This window comes from Photorhabdus akhurstii, assembly GCF_019090985.1.
Classification (GTDB): domain Bacteria; phylum Pseudomonadota; class Gammaproteobacteria; order Enterobacterales; family Enterobacteriaceae; genus Photorhabdus; species Photorhabdus akhurstii.
Window position 1 is genome coordinate 4,660,803 of the sequence record NZ_CP020335.1, and the last position, 17,079, is coordinate 4,677,881.

18 protein-coding genes and 1 other RNA gene are annotated in these 17,079 nt (G+C 40.7%); 13 read left to right on the forward strand and 6 right to left on the reverse strand.

All coding sequences use genetic code 11. The features are described 5' to 3' along the window. The first annotated feature begins 59 nt into the window (after positions 1-59). The 8 genes from B0X70_RS20180 to B0X70_RS20215 all read left to right on the forward strand — a co-directional run bounded on the left by B0X70_RS20180 (position 60) and on the right by B0X70_RS20215 (position 5,307). Positions 60-266, forward strand: coding sequence for a hypothetical protein (locus tag B0X70_RS20180; protein ID WP_046393870.1), 207 nt, complete (start codon positions 60-62; stop codon positions 264-266). A 265-nt stretch (positions 267-531) separates the two neighbouring features. Next, positions 532-1,203, forward strand: a complete 672-nt coding sequence (locus B0X70_RS20185) for a DedA family protein (RefSeq protein ID WP_036780344.1) — start codon at positions 532-534, stop codon at positions 1,201-1,203. A 193-nt stretch (positions 1,204-1,396) separates the two neighbouring features. After that, the gene (locus B0X70_RS20190) at positions 1,397-1,702 is read left to right on the forward strand and encodes an ElaB/YgaM/YqjD family protein (RefSeq protein ID WP_036780342.1); all 306 of its coding nucleotides are present in this window, start codon (positions 1,397-1,399) and stop codon (positions 1,700-1,702) included. Between the two features lies 1 nt (position 1,703). Continuing rightward, entirely contained in the window at positions 1,704-2,105 is a 402-nt protein-coding gene (locus B0X70_RS20195) for a phage holin family protein (RefSeq protein WP_036808622.1), read from the forward strand. Then, the gene (locus B0X70_RS20200; protein WP_036780338.1) at positions 2,098-2,352 is read left to right on the forward strand and encodes a YqjK-like family protein; all 255 of its coding nucleotides are present in this window, start codon (positions 2,098-2,100) and stop codon (positions 2,350-2,352) included. The genes B0X70_RS20195 and B0X70_RS20200 overlap by 8 nt, the downstream gene beginning before the upstream one ends. A 224-nt stretch (positions 2,353-2,576) precedes the next feature. Further along, a complete protein-coding gene (locus tag B0X70_RS20205; protein ID WP_036780336.1) occupies positions 2,577-2,972 on the forward strand; it encodes a DoxX family protein in 396 nt (131 codons plus the stop codon). A 1,127-nt stretch (positions 2,973-4,099) separates the two neighbouring features. Then, positions 4,100-4,438 (forward strand): hypothetical protein, encoded by a 339-nt coding sequence (locus B0X70_RS20210; protein WP_051560799.1) that lies wholly within the window; start codon positions 4,100-4,102, stop codon positions 4,436-4,438. A 98-nt stretch (positions 4,439-4,536) separates the two neighbouring features. Then, the gene (locus B0X70_RS20215) at positions 4,537-5,307 is read left to right on the forward strand and encodes a hypothetical protein (protein WP_036780334.1); all 771 of its coding nucleotides are present in this window, start codon (positions 4,537-4,539) and stop codon (positions 5,305-5,307) included. A 572-nt stretch (positions 5,308-5,879) separates the two neighbouring features. On the opposite strand, the gene B0X70_RS20220 is transcribed toward B0X70_RS20215, so the two are convergent. After that, a complete protein-coding gene (locus tag B0X70_RS20220) occupies positions 5,880-6,776 on the reverse strand; it encodes a LysR family transcriptional regulator (RefSeq protein ID WP_036808619.1) in 897 nt (298 codons plus the stop codon). A 111-nt stretch (positions 6,777-6,887) separates the two neighbouring features. Here B0X70_RS20220 and B0X70_RS20225 point away from each other — a divergent pair, with 111 nt between their 5' ends. Continuing rightward, a complete protein-coding gene (locus B0X70_RS20225; protein ID WP_036780329.1) occupies positions 6,888-7,589 on the forward strand; it encodes a pirin family protein in 702 nt (233 codons plus the stop codon). Between the two features lie 41 nt (positions 7,590-7,630). On the opposite strand, the gene rnpB is transcribed toward B0X70_RS20225, so the two are convergent. Together rnpB and rsmI are read right to left on the reverse strand one after the other, a co-directional pair. Next, an RNA gene (gene rnpB / locus B0X70_RS20230) (RNase P RNA component class A) lies at positions 7,631-8,007 on the reverse strand. A 77-nt stretch (positions 8,008-8,084) separates the two neighbouring features. Then, complete coding sequence (gene rsmI / locus B0X70_RS20235; RefSeq protein WP_036808616.1) at positions 8,085-8,951, reverse strand: 16S rRNA (cytidine(1402)-2'-O)-methyltransferase; 867 nt, start codon at positions 8,949-8,951, stop codon at positions 8,085-8,087. 63 nt (positions 8,952-9,014) lie between these two features. On the opposite strand from rsmI, the gene B0X70_RS20240 reads away from it, so the two are divergent. From B0X70_RS20240 to dolP, 4 genes are all read left to right on the forward strand, one after another. Next, positions 9,015-10,757 (forward strand): penicillin-binding protein activator, encoded by a 1,743-nt coding sequence (locus B0X70_RS20240; RefSeq protein WP_217470242.1) that lies wholly within the window; start codon positions 9,015-9,017, stop codon positions 10,755-10,757. A gap of 78 nt (positions 10,758-10,835) precedes the next feature. Next, positions 10,836-11,216: a YraN family protein gene (locus B0X70_RS20245; RefSeq protein WP_036808613.1), complete on the forward strand. Its 381-nt coding sequence runs from the start codon at positions 10,836-10,838 to the stop codon at positions 11,214-11,216. 24 nt (positions 11,217-11,240) lie between these two features. Beyond that, a complete protein-coding gene (gene diaA, locus B0X70_RS20250; protein WP_036780324.1) occupies positions 11,241-11,831 on the forward strand; it encodes a DnaA initiator-associating protein DiaA in 591 nt (196 codons plus the stop codon). Between the two features lie 10 nt (positions 11,832-11,841). Continuing rightward, positions 11,842-12,417, forward strand: coding sequence for a division/outer membrane stress-associated lipid-binding lipoprotein (gene dolP / locus B0X70_RS20255; protein WP_036808610.1), 576 nt, complete (start codon positions 11,842-11,844; stop codon positions 12,415-12,417). Between the two features lie 133 nt (positions 12,418-12,550). Here dolP and mtgA read toward each other — a convergent pair whose 3' ends face one another. The 3 genes from mtgA to arcB form a co-directional block, all read right to left on the reverse strand. Continuing rightward, on the reverse strand, positions 12,551-13,276 hold the full coding sequence (mtgA, locus tag B0X70_RS20260) for a monofunctional biosynthetic peptidoglycan transglycosylase (RefSeq protein ID WP_036808608.1): 726 nt from the start codon (positions 13,274-13,276) through the stop codon (positions 12,551-12,553). A 4-nt stretch (positions 13,277-13,280) separates the two neighbouring features. Further along, positions 13,281-13,934, reverse strand: coding sequence for an isoprenoid biosynthesis glyoxalase ElbB (elbB, locus tag B0X70_RS20265; RefSeq protein WP_036808607.1), 654 nt, complete (start codon positions 13,932-13,934; stop codon positions 13,281-13,283). A gap of 237 nt (positions 13,935-14,171) precedes the next feature. Then, a complete protein-coding gene (gene arcB / locus B0X70_RS20270) occupies positions 14,172-16,517 on the reverse strand; it encodes an aerobic respiration two-component sensor histidine kinase ArcB (RefSeq protein ID WP_036780364.1) in 2,346 nt (781 codons plus the stop codon). Positions 16,518-17,079: the final 562 nt, after the last annotated feature.

Below are 17,079 nucleotides of genomic sequence, written 5' to 3' on the forward strand. Positions count from 1 at the left end.
AGTCTCAGAAGACGCCAGCCGCTGCTATATTTCTTCCCCACATCGTGGAGATGGATGTATTGCAAGCAACCCTCGCCTTCTGGCAAGGTCTCACTTACAACACAGAAAATGCACCATCAGGTATAAGTTCAGGGTTGCCCGGCTACCGGATGCTGTTGCATCGTAATGACGATAAACCGGCAAGGAAGTTACTCCCCTTTGCTGTGGTGAAAAATAAATCAAATCGATACAAGAATCAATCTACCACTGAAAAAATAAAAAAATAACAGCAAAAACAGTAGGAACAAACGCAATTCATCCAACCTCATAAACCATTTCCTATCCCATTTTAATGAACGTTCAATTGATCACCAAAATTTTCTGTTTAGTCACCCCTGATTTTGTTACAGTGGCACAGGCTGCGTCATTTGCCTTTTTCAACGGAGTAAAAAGGCATTAAAACCAGCCAAATAACGTAAAACAGGACGTAATTTAATCAGTTTAGCCTCATGCTTTCAGGATGAACGAACAAAGGCATTTTAGGAACACCTGATGGAAATAGTAAAAGAACTTATATATGCACTTTGGCACCAGGATTATGAAACTCTGGCCAATCCATCCCTATTATGGGCCATTTATATCATGCTATTCTTGATCCTCTTCCTTGAAAATGGCCTCCTTCCCGCTGCATTCTTGCCAGGAGACAGCCTGCTTATACTGGTTGGCGTATTAATTGCCAAAGGTGCAATGAGTTTCCCTCTGACGATTGTAATATTAACCGCCGGAGCAAGCTTAGGTTGTTGGGTCGGTTATCTCCAAGGGAAATGGCTAGGAAATACCAAAATAGTACAAGGCTGGCTCTCTCACCTTCCCGCCTATTACCACCAAAGAGCTTACAGTCTTTTTCACCGCCACGGCCTGTCAGCTTTACTTCTCGGCCGTTTCCTCGCATTTGTCAGAACCCTGCTACCAACACTTGCAGGACTAACAGGTCTACAAAACAGCCGTTTCCAGTTTTTTAACTGGCTCAGTGGCTTCCTGTGGGTCATTATCCTCACCTCTTTGGGTTATGCACTTGGTAAGACCCCCATTTTCCGTCAGTATGAAGACTTGGTAATGAATTTCCTGATATTACTGCCACTTGCTTTACTCATTATTGGTTTTAGCGGCAGTTTGTTAGTTGTGTGGCGTAAAAAAACCTGCCAATCCCCTCAAAAAAAGTAATTAATTCTAATAAAACCTAATATCCCTCCCTGCTGTAGATAGAAGTATTGTTTGCAGCAGAATAGTGAAATAACTCTAATGTTTTTTATTCACCTTTCCAAATATAAGCTATATTTAAGGATAGTCTTTTCCGGCATCAGGAAAAGCGACTAACTAAGTCAAATATACATACCTTAAATGAGGAGTAATCTACATGTCACAGATGAAAAATACTGAAGATCTACGCATTGAACTAAAATCACTTGCAGAAACACTGGAAGAAGTGATCAAAAGCTCTGGTGATAAATCCAAAGTTGAGTTAGAAGAACTTCGCAACAAAGTAGAGGAAGTCATCAAAGATACTCGTTTTAAACTCGGTAATGCCAGCGATATGGTTGTTAAGAAAACAAAAGATATGGCGGGCCGTGCCGATCTCTACGTTCATGATAAACCGTGGACAAGCATCGGTATAGGTACTGCGGTTGGTGCCATATTAGGTGTATTATTAGCTAAACGCTAATATGAGTAACTCATCCAAATCTCAAGGCCCCGGTAAAGGGGTCCTTGATATTCTCCAACGTATTGCCACTGTTGTTGTCGAGATAGTAGAAACTCGTTTACAACTCATCGTTGTAGAGTTGGAAAAAGAAAAAGCCACTTTGATACAGCTGATAGTCATAGCCAGCCTGACATTACTACTCACCGCTTTCGGCCTCATGTGTCTACTTGTTATGATTTTTTGGGCTATCGATCCCAACTGGCGTTTTACCGTATTAGCAAGTACCACTGGCACACTACTCGTTCTGGCGCTTATTGGCCTTATATGGACCATTAGGAAAGCGAAAAGTTCAACATTACTTAGCGCTACTCGCGAGCAACTCAAGATCGACCGAGAAATGCTGGAAGATTACAGTAATGAGTAAACAACGTCAGGAAAAAAAGCTGAGAAAACAGCAGTTACTCAGAAATATCCAGCTACAACGACTTGAACTTTCCAACAATACACAGCTCTGGAAGAACCTCACTGAACCTTATGACAAAAGCTGGCAGAAGCTTTTGTCATTAAAACCCTATCTGCGACCCGCAATCCACGCTATCTCTTTATATAGCCTCCGTCACCCTGTGAAGTTCTATCATTTGTCGCGCTATATCATTCGACTATTGAAATGAAAATGGTAATAATTCTTCATAATATCTTTGGTTGATGATCACTCTGGTTGCTTATATTCAAAAACTTTGTATAAAATTGTTAATAATCCTTGCTTACAACTAAGCTCATCTCTCTTTAGTATACATTCCATCCGTTAATGATTAACAAATTGTGCTATTTCGGGTTGGTACAAGTTAATCATCAAACAAACCATCGTGATTTACCTGTATATCTGGAGTTGTTAATGAAAAAATTTGAAGACAATGCCCTGCTACTGGCCCGTATTTTAATGCCAATCCTATTTATCGTTGCAGGTTATGGAAAATTAGGTGATTCCTACGCGGATACTCAGCAATATATGCATGCTATGGGCGTCCCTGGTTTTCTATTACCACTGACGATTTTACTTGAATTGGGTGGTGGTCTGGCCGTTCTATTTGGTTTCTTAACTCGTACCACTGCGTTATTTACCTTTGGTTTCTGTATCTTGACTGCCATACTCTTCCACAGCAATTTCGCTGAAGGCATGAACCAGACTATGTTTCTCAAGAACCTGACCATCGGTGGAGGTTACCTGTTACTGGCTATCACAGGTCCAGGTAAATTCAGTATCGACCACTTGATAAAGAGAAACTGGTAATATCTTGCTGTGGCTGTTCTGAATCTGAGAGATAACCATTCTCAGGTAAAAAGTGAAACGATTAAAATCCCTCTCTTGCTCAAGGATTTTATCAGCCAATCACCCAATATTGAGCCTAAAGATAAATAGTAATTCGAGAGATCTGGAAGATCTTTCGGATTACTTTAATCAATAGACCAAACTTTTATTGAATTATAGTGATTCTGGTAAAATAATTATTTTATCAAAATAAATAACCACCTCATTTCTCGGCAGGAAATAATTAACTCTATTTTCGACAACATATTAAAAGCACCCTTAAGAATTTAACATAAAGAGTATAGAATTTGCAGTGTAAATCCTATTAACACCCACCATACTAATTTAAATAAACAACAATTAACTTAAATATATTTAAAGATTATTTAATCAAATTCAACTTTTTAATCACAATATAATTACTTTAAATTTATTTAACTTGCTCCCGTAAAATGAAATAAATTACCACATATCAATAATATTACATTCACAAATAGGTCATAATATATTTCAGCATAAATCAGACATTATCAAATTTAAAAAATAATTTTTGCACTCCTATTATAATTAAATTACTTTATTATTTCATAATAAATTATTGCTATTACAACATCGAATGATTATTTATATAGCGATTTAAATTAAAATTCACACATTTTTATTATTTAATTTTACGATTAATATATTTCCTTTACATAATTATCGCTCATTATATTCCAGGCAATAAAATAATAAAAATTTAACATTATCACATTAAATTAAAAACCATTTCAACAATAGCTACACTTATTATATTACAACCACTTTTCCCTAAAAATAATATTAAGACAACCGGTTTTAAAAAAACAATCAGTTGTTTTTTAAATTACGGCATAAAACTAAAAACGCCTATAAATCTTGAACAAAACAACTTGACACATAACTATATACATTAGAAAATCATTTAATCAACAGGAAAGCCATTAAAAACATTGACATTAAAAATATTGATAGTAACGCAGGCTAATAGTTAGTATTTAAATTTAAATAATTGTGTTTTAATTTCACCAAAATACCTGTGCCAGATAATTCACAGAATTCTTCATAAAATAAACGAATAGGGAAGACAAATGAAATATAGCTCAATTGCTTATACCATTATTTGTTTAATGCCATTTTATGCTACCGGAGCAGGAAAATTAAAGGATGTTTGCGACGGTAAATTAATTACTAATACATCTATAAGCAGTATAAATATTACTAGCAACCAAAATGGAAATGGACCTGCCATGAATGTATTAGTAGAAGGGCAATGGTATGATACATATCTAACCCCTGGTATTACAGAGGGTAACGGTGTTTATGGACTCTATGATATGAGTCATAATGCTTATCTCAATGCATTAGAAGTTAACGTTTGCGTAAGACTTGGTAATTTAAGAGGCATTGAATTAATTTATAGACCATAAAATTCCAAGCCAGAAAAATAGAGCTAACATTAATCAATGTACTTATAATGCATTGTTAAATCAACATTTAATTCACATAAAATAATAACGGAGAATTTATGACTATTCATGGTAAAAAAATAAATGTGAAATTAAGAAAAGACACACCAGACCAACTATCCGCAAATGACTTAAAGGCACAATTGACTGCTATTGGATTAACATGTGACCTTACGGATGAAAGTTTACTCACAGAATATATTGAGGACGTAAGAAGACAACTAATTACAGGAAGTACACAGTCATTTGCAATTGGGGAATATATTGCTGACAAATTCGTACATACATCCAGAGCTAACTGGTCACCAGAGGACCAGGCCCTTGGATACAAAACGCAACTAATTTATATTGGTGTACCTGAACATTTTAAATGGCTAGGGAAAAATTGTAGTACATTTGCGGGAAATGAGGATGATCCACCAGCATCAACAGATAAATATGATAACGTAGATGCAGTGAAAAGTGCCTTTATCCAAATTGCCAAGGGATCTTCTGAGACTCTAGTACAACCTCTGGACAAAACAGATATGGAATCTGCGCTAACAAATCTCCTAAGCTCAATTAATGATGACAATATCCAAAATTATGATTCCGGCTGGAGAATAAAACTCCTCTTACTAATAGATAATTTCGATAAAGAAAAAGATACAGGCAATGGAATTGGGGTATTAGGAATACGTTGGAGACTACAAATAAAAGATTATAGAAAAAAGAGCAAAGACAACGCTAAACATAACACAACAATTAGCCTAAGTAGCTGGTCTGTCATATATGACAATACCGATGATCTTCTCAAGCAATATCATATGGTAAAAGATAATTTTGGCTAAAAATAATAGATGGAGACGAATTAAGCTAATAAGTACAATTTTTCAAAAAGTCAGGCGGTTGCTATAGTAGCATCTTTCTTGCCAAAGAAAAATGCACTATGGCCTAGCCTATTTGTTGCCATTGATAAACAAAAGATGCACTATAATAGCCCCATCAAGAAAAGTTAACGAATGCTCCGGGACAAAAGAAATTAAATCCCGAGCAAGATAAACTCACTTTTCTTACCAGTGTCACGAGATACAGCCAACAACCCTATAAGAATATATTAACATCAGGGCAACCATTCTGACCTAGGGAAAAACCGTTCTGGTGTTATTAATAAATCCGAAAGTCCCCCTGTTTTTATCACTGTCTGGTACCCAAAGAATAGAACCATCAATACTCAGCGAATAGAGATCACAAAATTTACACCTACCAGTGATGGTAACTCTGCTCAAAAAGAGCTTGGTAGCAAAGCCCCCAAGCTCTTTCGGCAATCAGATTAAGGGCGCAGGAAGACACAGGTTGAGCAATCATCAAATCATGTTTTTTCAGCCTACCTTCTAATCTTGATTGCTCACATCGCTTCCACTTACCGACTAACAAACAATTTAGGGATTTCCCGCAAACACCAAGATTTAGCTTCCCCCATACTGTCTCGTCGCCATGCCATAATGACATTTGTGTCATGGCTGTATTCGGAGCTAATCACCCGCAAACGACCCTCTGCAATATCTTGTTCCACCATAGGATAAGGCATGGTAGCAACGCCCAGCCCAGCTAAGAGAGCACGGCGTTTATCTTCCAAAGAACTTACTGTCAAACGCTGTTGCTTATCTAACAATTGAACCGTCAATACCGGGCGCTCCCTAGCTGTATCCGCCACAGCAATACCCCGATACTTCACCCTCGTGACATCGGACAAAGGTTCCGGCTCTTGATGTATAGGATGATCAGGGCTAGCGACATAAACATTGGTAACGCTATAAAGCTGACGTGAATTAATTTCTGCCGACGCGCGGAAATGCATATCTGGAGCAATAACAATGTCCGCCCGACCCGTTTCCAGCCTCTCCCATGCACCGGCCAAAACTTCAGTCAATAAAGAGAGCTGAGTATTCGATTTTTGAGCAAGCTTGCCCACTAATGGGAATAATGAAGAAGCCGGAACCAACGCTTCACAAACAATTATCAGGTGAGTTTCCCAACCTCTCGCTAATGCTTCTGCATCAGCGGTTAATTTATCCGCCGCTTCAAGCAATTGGCGTCCACGCTCAAGCAACATACGACCAACATTGGTGAATTTAGTTCTGTGACCTGAACGATCAAACAGTACTACATCCAGTTCTTCTTCTAATTTTTGCATCGTATAGCTAAGTGCAGAAGGAACACGGCCAAGCTCATCAGCAGCCGCAGCAAAACTTCCCCGCCGGTCAATCGCATCCATGACCCGGAGAGATTCCAGTGTAAGCGCTCGTTCTTTGCTCATATTTTTCTCAATCAGGAAATTTGAATATGGTGACCAGATTAACTGGCTAACATTTCGCCGTCCAGATAATTACTATTCTTAGTGTGTGTTTTTTTCAAGGTAACCGCCATCATGATTATAAATAGAACAGCAAAACAGTGTGGGAAAGCTGACTATGGTTGGCTACAGGCTCGTTATACATTTTCATTTGGTCACTATTTTGACCCAAAGTTTTTAGGTTATGGCGCACTACGTGTACTCAATCAAGAAGTCATCGCCCCCAAAGCCGCTTTCCAACCTAAATCCTATCCACATGTGGATATATTGAATATTATTCTACAAGGTGAAGCAGAATACCGTGACAGCGAAGGCAACTACATCAGAGCGCGTAAGGGAGAATGTTTACTATTTTCTACCCGTCAAGGCATCAGCTACAGTGAACATAATGCCAGTACTAACAAACCACTGACGCGCTTACAGCTTTGGCTGAATGCCTTTCCTCAGCAGGAAAGCTTACCATTGCAACGAATGGAGCTACCAGAACAACCATTGGCTATGCTAGCTTCTCCAACCGCAGAAGATGGCAGTATGCAATTACGTCAGCAAGTGTGGGTAAATCATATTTCCCTGACTAAAAATCAATCTCATCATCTGCAATTGAAGGGAAAAAATGCCTATCTGCAATCCTTAAACGGAAATATAAAAATAAGAGGCAATTCCAAGGACAATATTTTGATTAAATGCGGAGATGGCGCTTTTATTCATGAAGAAAATCGTCTGGTTTTAAAAGCAGATACTGAATTTCAGGGGCTGTTAATTGATCTGGCTGCTTAGAAAAGTGAAAGCCCCATCAGATTAATCTAATGGGGCTAAATTTTTGAAGTTGACCGATAAGCCGGGTTCTGTCGTGGACAGCCATTCATCTAGGCCAGCACTTACGCACTGGCTCAAGCAGCCTACCCGGGTTCGATACGGGCCGTACCTAATGAACCCCTATTTGGCCTTGCTCCGGGTGGAGTTTACCGTGCCACGGACTGTTACCAACCGTGCGGTGCGCTCTTACCGCACCCTTTCACCCTTACCTGATCCTACATTAAGCAGGCCATCGGCGGTTTGCTCTCTGTTGCACTGGTCGTGGGCTTTCACCCCCCAGACGTTATCTGGCACCCTGCCCTGTGGAGCCCGGACTTTCCTCTCCTCTACCCATCGTCCAAAGGATTAATGGTAAAGCAGCGACTGTCTAGTCAACTCCGCGCCGGATTATAAGGGGTTTGCCTGACGATGTATAGGCGTTTACTGATTATCTGCCCTGTTTATCAGCAATTACCATTATTCTTCACTCTGTCCCAACCCATGACGATAAAGCGCATTTTTCTTCACGCCATGAATCTCTGCCGCCAATGCAGCCGCTTTTTTCAACGGCAATTCTTGTTGAAGAAGCGCCAGTGTTCTTAATGCCTCTGAAGGCAAAACATCGTCATCCGGTTTTTTATAGCCTTCAACGATCAATACCATTTCACCACGGCGACGGGTTTCATCTTCCTTAACCCACGCCAAAAGTTCACCTACTGGCATCCCCTGAATAGATTCCCAAGTTTTTGTCAATTCTCGCGCCAGAACGACGTAACGTTCAGCTCCCCACACTTCAACCATATCTTCCAAACTATCGATCAGACGATGAGTAGATTCATAAAAAATTAATGTGCGCGACTCCTTTTCCAAAGCCCGCAACGTATCACTCCGACTTTTGCGTTTTGCGGGCAGAAACCCTTCGTAACAGAAACGATCTGATGGCAGACCCGCAGCAGACAAGGCGGTTATCGCCGCACAAGGCCCCGGAAGTGGGACAACATGAATACCGGCTTCACGACAACGGCGAACCACATGATAACCAGGATCATTAATCAGAGGCGTTCCTGCATCAGAGACTAATGCAATACTTTGCCCTTGTTCGAGCTTTGTAATTAATTGATCTGCTTTCTGCTGTTCATTATGATCATGAAGTGCGAACATGCGCGCATTAATGGCAAAATGTTGAAGCAACAAGCCAGTATGTCGCGTATCTTCGGCAGCAATCAGATCGACATGCTCAAGAACTTCAAGCGCACGCTGAGTGATATCACCTAGGTTTCCAATGGGGGTTGGCACAACATATAGCGTGGATGTCGTAACCACTGCTCGATTAGGTTGATTCATTGTTTCATCCGAATGGCCGATTTAAAATTGAGCATCTTTGAAAAAAACATCGCTGGATACAGTATGCTTTCCTCAATTTTTGTGCGTATCAAAACTGGTTTAGTCTGTTCAGCTATGCTGGCAGTTATGATCATCGCAGGATGTACCGCGCCTGACCAACAGGTACAACAACCTTTGCAAATTCAGGACAAAATCAGTACAGAAATCGCCCGTTATCAATCCATCATTGATGCCGCTCATGGCGAACCTTCTCTTGATGTTATCCGTGCTTATATTGCTCAGGAACCACTTCTGAAAGAGAGTGCGGCTCATCAAAAAAATATTGATGATACCTGGCAAATGCTGACCCGTCTTTCACCACAAGAGCGCCGTGGGTTAGTCATCAACGCTGATGAAAATGTTCTGCAAGGCTGGCTGGACTTACTCAGTGCCTATCAGGATAACAAACAGGACTCTGACAAACTACAGGCGGCTATCCATGACTGGAAAATTCGTTATCCACAAAACCCTGCCGCACTGTCACTCCCAACTCAGTTACAACCGGCAGCTATCCAACAGCAAGATACAAATATCCATCTTGCTCTGTTCCTGCCGTTAAGTGGTCAAGCAAAAGTATTCGGTGAAGCCATTCGCCAAGGTTTTCTTGATGCTCAGGCTGGTTTACCAAGTCCATCACTGCCAACAGAAAACCCGGAAAATTTATCTATAGCAGACAGCGATAGTGCGTCAAATGACGTGGTTTCTGCCGATATCTCCCCCAGTGAAGCGGCGCCCGTGGAATCAGCAACACCAACTATTCAGACAACCCCTGTCATAGCCAATGCGCCGATTAATACACAACAGGTCAAAATCTATGACACCGCCAGCCAGCCATTGGAAAATTTATTAATTCAGGCTAAGCAGGACGGCGTGAATTTAGTTGTCGGACCGTTACTCAAACCCGATGTGGTTAAACTCGTTCAGATAAATACTTCATTAAATATGCTAGTACTCAACGAGTTAGATAATGCTCAACCACAGCCCAATATCTGCTATTTTTCTTTATCGCCAGAAGATGAAGCGAAAAATGCCGCGGAACACATTTGGCAACAGCAGAAACATAATCCTCTGATTTTAGTCCCCAGAGGGACTTTTGGCGACCGTATTGCCAACGCCTTTGCACAGGAATGGCAAAAACAAGGGGGGCATACTGTTCTGCAACAAACCTTTGGCTCTTCCGCCGAACTGAAACAATTAATTAATAGAGGTACGGGTATCCGTCTAACCGGAACAGCCGTCAATGTCACAAGCAATCAACCTGCATCTATCGCCATTGGTGATCTGGAAATCCCTCAGATAAACACCGATGTTGTTCCTGCCTCTACCGGTGGATCAGTGGATGCAGTTTATATTGTTTCTACTCTGGATGAACTGACGCTGATTAAGACAATGATCGATATGGCGATCAGTTCCCGCGATAAGCCTGCTCTTTACGCAAGTTCCCGTAGTAATCAGGCTGGCGTCGGTCCCGATTTCCGTCTGGAGATGGAAGGAATGCAATTCAGCGACATTCCCTTAATCGCCGGAACTAACCTGCCGCTGATGCAGCAAGCAGCAAGTAAATTTGCAAATGATTACTCTTTGATGCGCCTTTACGCTATGGGCATTGATGCCTGGTCATTAGCAAATCAATTCAGCCAGGTTCAACTTCAAAGCGATTTCCATCTCAATGGCGCTTCCGGGATGCTGTCCGTTCAGGAAAACTGTACCATTTTCCGACAGCTCTCATGGATGAAATATCATCAAGGCCAAATCACGGCTATTTAATTAAGTAATTTGCCGCTTGTTACCAAGCGGCCTTTCAATTCAAATGACTCATTGTCAGAATGAAAATAAAAAAGCTGGATGAAAATAAAAAAGCCGACAAGTTATTTGCTAGGACGCAACTATGAAGCGCAAGCAAAGTTGTTTTTACAAAAACAAGGGCTATCTTTTATCGCCGCAAATGTGAAAGTTCGTGGTGGTGAAATTGACCTGATTATGAAAGACAAGCAAACTTGGGTTTTTATTGAGGTCCGTTTCCGCAAATCAGGGCAACATGGAGATGCACTGGCGACCGTCACCCATAGCAAGCGTAAAAAATTATTACACTCAGCCGCAATATGGCTGTTGCAACGGGGTGAATGTTTTGAAACCTCTTCTTGTCGCTTTGATATTTGTGCTATTACTGGTCAACAATTTGAATGGTTGCAAAATGCCTTCAATCAAAATGAGTTCTCTCGTTAAAATGATACTGAGTAGGTTATAAAGGTGCTGGATAGAATTAAAGTCTGTTTTACAGAAAGTATTCAAACTCAGATTGCAGCCGCAGAAGCATTACCTGATGCTATTTCGCGAGCGGCAATGATGATGGTTCAGTCATTACTGAATGGTAACAAAATTCTTTGCTGTGGCAATGGCGGCTCAGCCGCGACCGCCCAACGATTTGCTGCCAATATGATCAACCGGTTTGAGACTGAACGTCCAAGCCTGCCTGCATTGTCGCTTAACGCAGACAATGTGGTCATCACCGCAATTTCAAGCAATAAACAGCATGATGAAATTTATGCTAAACAAGTACGGGCATTAGGTCAGCCAGGCGATGTGTTATTGGCGATTTCCACGCATGGTAATAGCCGTGATATTGTTAAAGCCGTTGAAGCCGCGGTAACCCGCGATATGACGATTGTCGCCCTTACAGGCTACGATGGCGGCGAGCTTGCCGGCTTACTCGGGCCACAAGATGTAGAGATTCGTATTCCATCTCATCGCAGTGCCAGAATTCAAGAAGTTCATATGCTAACAGTTAACTGCTTATGTGACTTAATCGATAATACACTCTTTCCCCATCAGGATGACTAAGGAGCCAATAATGCGATTTTTCTCCCTATTAGCTACGATTTGCACTGCTGTGATGTTACAGGGGTGTATTGGTGCAGTCGTGGTAGGCTCTGCCGCCGTAGCGACTAAAACAGCAACCGATCCCCGAACAGTTGGTCAACAGGTTGATGATAGTACCCTCGAAGCCCGTGTCAGTAATGCGCTTAACAAAGATAAGCAGCTCAAAGAGCAAACCCGTATTATTACCACCGCCTATCAAGGAAAAGTTTTACTGACAGGTCAAAGCCCAGATTCAAACCTTTCAGACCGAGCTAAACAGATAGCATCGCGGGTTGATGGGGCACATACTGTTTACAATGAAATTCGTCAGGGGAAACCCGTTGCATTAAGTACAGCCTCCAAAGATACCTGGATTACAACTAAAGTACGCTCAAAAATCTTGGCTAGTGACTCAGTTAAGTCTTCTAACATAAAAGTCGTTACGGAAAACGGCGAAGTCTTTTTATTAGGCATTCTGACCAAACAAGAAGGTAACGCCGCAGCAAAAATTGCCAGCGAAACTAACGGTGTTAAGCGGGTAACAACTGCATTCACTTATCTGAATTAACCATATTGATTGAAGATGATGACACGATAAATCGGTCAAACATCTAGGTATTAGGCCGCGTCATTTTTTGGCGCCGGCGTTTTACCTCTTTTTATCATCCAACGTCAAACCGAATAACTTCTCTATTCTTCCCTCAATCATTCTGCATTAACCCATTTTTCTCAAGGTAACTCACCCCGCCCAACAACCGCATTTGCCGCAAAATCCATTGTTGACGCTGTAAAACATAAGCCGAAGGTGCGTTAACTTTATAGCGGTGTGGATTAGGCAATACAGCCGCCAGTAAAGCCGCTTCTGATGCCGTCAATTTACTGGCCGATTTATGAAAATAGTGTCTGGATGCCTCTTCAACACCAAAAATTCCATCACCAAATTCTGCTATGTTAAGGTAAACAGTCAGAATTCTACTTTTTGACCATCCTAGTTCAATGACAAAAGTCATCCCGGCTTCCACCCCTTTTCTTAACCAGCTACGCCCATCCCACAAAAATAAATTTTTGACCGTTTGCTGAGAAATCGTTGAAGCCCCTCTGAGTCTTCCAGAATTATTTTGGTTACGCGCAAGTACACTTTCGATAGCATCAAAGTCAAATCCCCAATGCTGTGGGAATTTTTGATCTTCCGCAGCAATAACAGCCAATGCGATATTTGGCGATATTTGTCCTTGCCCTACCCAGTCAGAATGAGATACATAAGAAAAATTAACTGATAACCAAGCGCTAATCTGGCGCTCAACCATAACCATAGAAAACGGCACTGGCAAAAATGAAAATGCAACAACAGAAACTATCCATAAGATAGTAACTGAGATTACGATTTTTTTAAGCCAGTACCATAAAAATTGAAAAGGATTTCGCATCCAGTTACTCAGTCATTTCCAATACTTTTCTGACAAGTTTATCAATTCCCACTTCTGCCTGAGAAATAGATTCAGCAAGCATGTAGGCTGGTGTTGTCACAATTTTATTTTCTAAATCAACAACAACATCATTTACCTCACAAACTATATGGACACCTCCCATAGCCTCTACTTGAGCAACCGTTTCAGGATCATTGCCGACCGTTAGTTTCACCGGTTTATTAAGTAATTTTGGCAACATAACAGGCGCAATGCACATAAATCCCATTGGTTTATGTTGCTTATGCATAGCCCTTACAAAACTTAATAAATCTTTATTTATTTCGCAATCAACTGTCTTAACAGCAAAGTCACATAAATTCTTCGCAACACCAAATCCCCCAGGAATTATCAGGGCATCAAATTCATCTGCATTTGCTTGTGATAAAGGCTTAATTTTTCCCCTCGAAATACGGGCAGACTCCTGTAGAATGTTACGTTCTTCCCCTATTTCTTCGCCGTTAATATGATTAATAACATGAAGTTGTGGTGCATCAGGTGCAAAAAAGCTCGTTTTAACACCTAAACGGTCTAAAGAAAGCATAGTTAATACTGACTCATGAATTTCGCTACCATCGAAGACACCACATCCACTTAAGACAACCGCAACTGATTTCATACCTCACTCCATTTGTAGTAGATTATTGCTTAACCCTTTAGGGGGTTAAACACCAATCTTCATCACAGATTTTAATGAATCTTGTAACAAAAAATCTTATCTTTGCTATGTTGGTACTTGTATGATGTACGGAGAATTCCCCATTTACTCGCCGCAACCAAAGATCTATTAAATAGGCGTGTAAAAAGTTTTCCCTGGTGTTGGCGCAGTATTCGCGCATCCCAACCTCGGTTGGGGTTATTTTTTTTCAGCTTCCGCCAACCATTCTCTTAAAATTTCCGTATCGTTTCTCCATTCTTGCTTTAACTCATCAACCCATTCCTGAACATTATCCCACCATGCTGGTAAATCAGGTGATTGAATCTGCTGAGCCAGTTGCTGTAAATGACGTAATCCAACCGATCCCGCGGCACCTTTTATCTTATGCGCTTCCTCCGTAATGCCTTTCTGGTCTTTAGCTGTCATGTTCGAGTCAAGAACAGACAAGTAACCCGGCATCATCTTTTCAAACACACTCAGACTATCGCTAATCAACTGAGGTCCAACGAGTTCGATGTATTGGTTAAGCATTTCTGTATCAAGCAAATCTTCATTTTTTTTCACCAATCCTGACTCCTCTTCTTCCGGCTGCATATGATGCACAGACTGTTCCCCCCAATATTGTTCAATAATGGCGGTTAACGCATTCACAGAGAGAGGCTTACTCAACACACCATTCATACCCGCATCCAGATACTCTTTTTTGTCTTTTAAGACATTTGCCGTCAGTGCAATCAGTGGGGGTAGATCTTTTTTGGCATATCGCCGACGTAATTCGCGGGCAATATCTAATCCAGTCATATCGGGTAACTGAATATCCAGCAATACCAGATCGAACTCTTCTGGCTCAAACATTTCTAGCGCGTCTTTACCATTCATAGCGACTTCTACGCTGTTACCCAATTTCTCCAGTACAGAGCGAGCAACAATCACATTCAGCTCAATATCTTCTACCAATAAGATATGCAAAGCCGGAAGTGGGCAATCTTCTGTATCTTCTTTGGATAGAAGACACTCCTCCATAGCTGGCGCAATGATAGATAGTGTAAATCGAGAACCCTGTCCCGGCTCACTTTCCACCACAATATCCCCTCCCATACTTTGAGCTAAACGCTTGGATACCGCCAATCCAATACCCGTTCCCGTTGCAGGACAACCACCATGACTGCCTTTCACTTGATAATACATCGCAAAAATCTTCTCTTGCTCATCATATGGGATACCAATCCCCGTATCTGTGACTTCAAACAGCAGGCGTTCCCCTTCTTCGTACCAAATCCGAACATTAATCTCCCCTTTTTGCGTAAATTTCACCGCATTGCCAATCAAATTCCACAGAATTTGGCGCAAGCGAGTACCATCCGTCATGATTCTGGCAGGCAATGGCAGTTCTGGACTCATTACAAATTTAATATCTTTCGGCTGTACCAGCAGCCCAGAGAGGTTTTCTAGATCGGATATAAAACCGGTAAAATCAATTGGCTGATTATCAATCTGTACTTTACGCCGTTCAATTTTATCCATTTCAATAATGTCATTGAAAATATTACCAAGCGTGATCGCGCTGACATGAATCGTTTTCAGATAGTTATTTTGTTCAGACGTCAACTCAGTATCCAGCAGAATACGGCTCAAACCAACAATGCCATTTAAAGGAGTACGAAGCTCATGGCTAATCGTTGAGATAAAAGTAGTCTTATCCCTACTTGCATTCTCCAAAGCGTCCTGATAGCGCTTACGTTCCGTTATATCGCGCCCAAATCCCATAAGCCCGTGTCTTTTTCCCACCCGATCATAAAAAGGGACTTTCCGAAGCTCAAAACAGGCTTTCCGGCCATCGGGATAAACCAGCCACTGTTCATAAGTGAGCGCAACATTATGACGGAACACTTTTTCATCGGTTTTCATCACCTTGCGAGCAACTTCTTTGTCATAAACATCGTTTGGCGTCAGCCCGACAAGTTGTTTCTGGCTTTTCCCCGTCAGCAGCTCCATCGCCCGATTACAACCAGAAAACTCATTATTTTCATTACGGTAATAAACCAAATCAGGAGAGGCATCGAGAAAAGATTTCAACAATACCGATTGCTGTTCCAATTCAATCTGCGTCTGCTCACGGTGTTTCATCTCTTCCTTGAGTTTATCCAACAGTATCAGATGCGCCTGTTCAGCTTTTTCCCTTACAGAGATCTCCTGATTAAGCTTAATAATGTTGTCTTTTAATTGCTGATTAAGTTCCCGATCACGCTGGCGCATCACTTCCAACTTTTCAACTAATTTGGATAATCGTTGGCGCGACTCTTCAAGCTGTTCAACAACAACCGAAAGAAAATAGACAGCCCAAGGCGTAATCAACAAACCAAAAAAAATTGAGCGAACTAAATCAATACTTTGCACTCCTCCTTGAAGCAAAAAAGTGACTACCATCTGTACACCCATTGCAAGAACAACCAATGCGGATGCAAGCAGTAATGAAAAGCGCACTAACCCCAATTTCATCATTAAATCAACATAATATTGGGCCAGGCCCCTGAGCAGCTTCATTTCATAAAAACTCCCGTTAAATATGACCATTCCAGATCATACCGTAAAAGACCGGCCACTTCGTTGAAGGAATAACAGAAATTGTTGACCTGGTAAAACAATAGTATTATTTAATAGTTTTAGTTATGACTCACCAAATATTATTCTGGCGTTTTACTCCTGCCGGTCTTTTCGCACAATCCAAATATGAATAAATAATCAAATACATTGATAAAATAAGCATAAAATTCTTTTTTACTCCTTTAACACCCCCAAAAAGATAAAACTTTATTCTTATAAAGAAACAAAAATACATATTAATTCTTTAAAGTTCACATTGTTTAGATTTTAAACCTAATAAATAAAAGTTTAACAGCATATATAAAACAGATATTACACTAATATTAGTGATATAAATCACATTAAAATCCTAACATGATCTATATCACATAACTCCAATATTAAATTTTTTACTTAAAAATTATAACGTTAGCTTTAATCATCACCTATCCTTATCTTATCCCGGCTATATTTGACCTGATTTATATTTCTAGTTAACTTGGAAAGTCACTGGAAATCATCT

Excerpts from the sequence above, each read along its gene's own strand:
- mtgA (WP_036808608.1), bottom strand. The coding sequence starts at position 13,276 with ATGCGAAATCCTTTTCAATTTTTATGGTACTGGCTTAAAAAAATCGTA.
- B0X70_RS20245 (WP_036808613.1), top strand. The coding sequence starts at position 10,836 with ATGAAAATAAAAAAGCCGACAAGTTATTTGCTAGGACGCAACTATGAA.
- B0X70_RS20205 (WP_036780336.1), top strand. The coding sequence starts at position 2,577 with ATGAAAAAATTTGAAGACAATGCCCTGCTACTGGCCCGTATTTTAATG.
- arcB (WP_036780364.1), bottom strand. The coding sequence starts at position 16,517 with ATGAAGCTGCTCAGGGGCCTGGCCCAATATTATGTTGATTTAATGATG.
- B0X70_RS20190 (WP_036780342.1), top strand. The coding sequence starts at position 1,397 with ATGTCACAGATGAAAAATACTGAAGATCTACGCATTGAACTAAAATCA.
- B0X70_RS20210 (WP_051560799.1), top strand. The coding sequence starts at position 4,100 with ATGAAATATAGCTCAATTGCTTATACCATTATTTGTTTAATGCCATTT.
- B0X70_RS20195 (WP_036808622.1), top strand. The coding sequence starts at position 1,704 with ATGAGTAACTCATCCAAATCTCAAGGCCCCGGTAAAGGGGTCCTTGAT.
- elbB (WP_036808607.1), bottom strand. The coding sequence starts at position 13,934 with ATGAAATCAGTTGCGGTTGTCTTAAGTGGATGTGGTGTCTTCGATGGT.
- rsmI (WP_036808616.1), bottom strand. The coding sequence starts at position 8,951 with ATGAATCAACCTAATCGAGCAGTGGTTACGACATCCACGCTATATGTT.
- B0X70_RS20225 (WP_036780329.1), top strand. The coding sequence starts at position 6,888 with ATGATTATAAATAGAACAGCAAAACAGTGTGGGAAAGCTGACTATGGT.
- B0X70_RS20185 (WP_036780344.1), top strand. The coding sequence starts at position 532 with ATGGAAATAGTAAAAGAACTTATATATGCACTTTGGCACCAGGATTAT.
- B0X70_RS20240 (WP_217470242.1), top strand. The coding sequence starts at position 9,015 with ATGCTTTCCTCAATTTTTGTGCGTATCAAAACTGGTTTAGTCTGTTCA.
- B0X70_RS20200 (WP_036780338.1), top strand. The coding sequence starts at position 2,098 with ATGAGTAAACAACGTCAGGAAAAAAAGCTGAGAAAACAGCAGTTACTC.
- dolP (WP_036808610.1), top strand. The coding sequence starts at position 11,842 with ATGCGATTTTTCTCCCTATTAGCTACGATTTGCACTGCTGTGATGTTA.
- B0X70_RS20215 (WP_036780334.1), top strand. The coding sequence starts at position 4,537 with ATGACTATTCATGGTAAAAAAATAAATGTGAAATTAAGAAAAGACACA.
- B0X70_RS20220 (WP_036808619.1), bottom strand. The coding sequence starts at position 6,776 with ATGAGCAAAGAACGAGCGCTTACACTGGAATCTCTCCGGGTCATGGAT.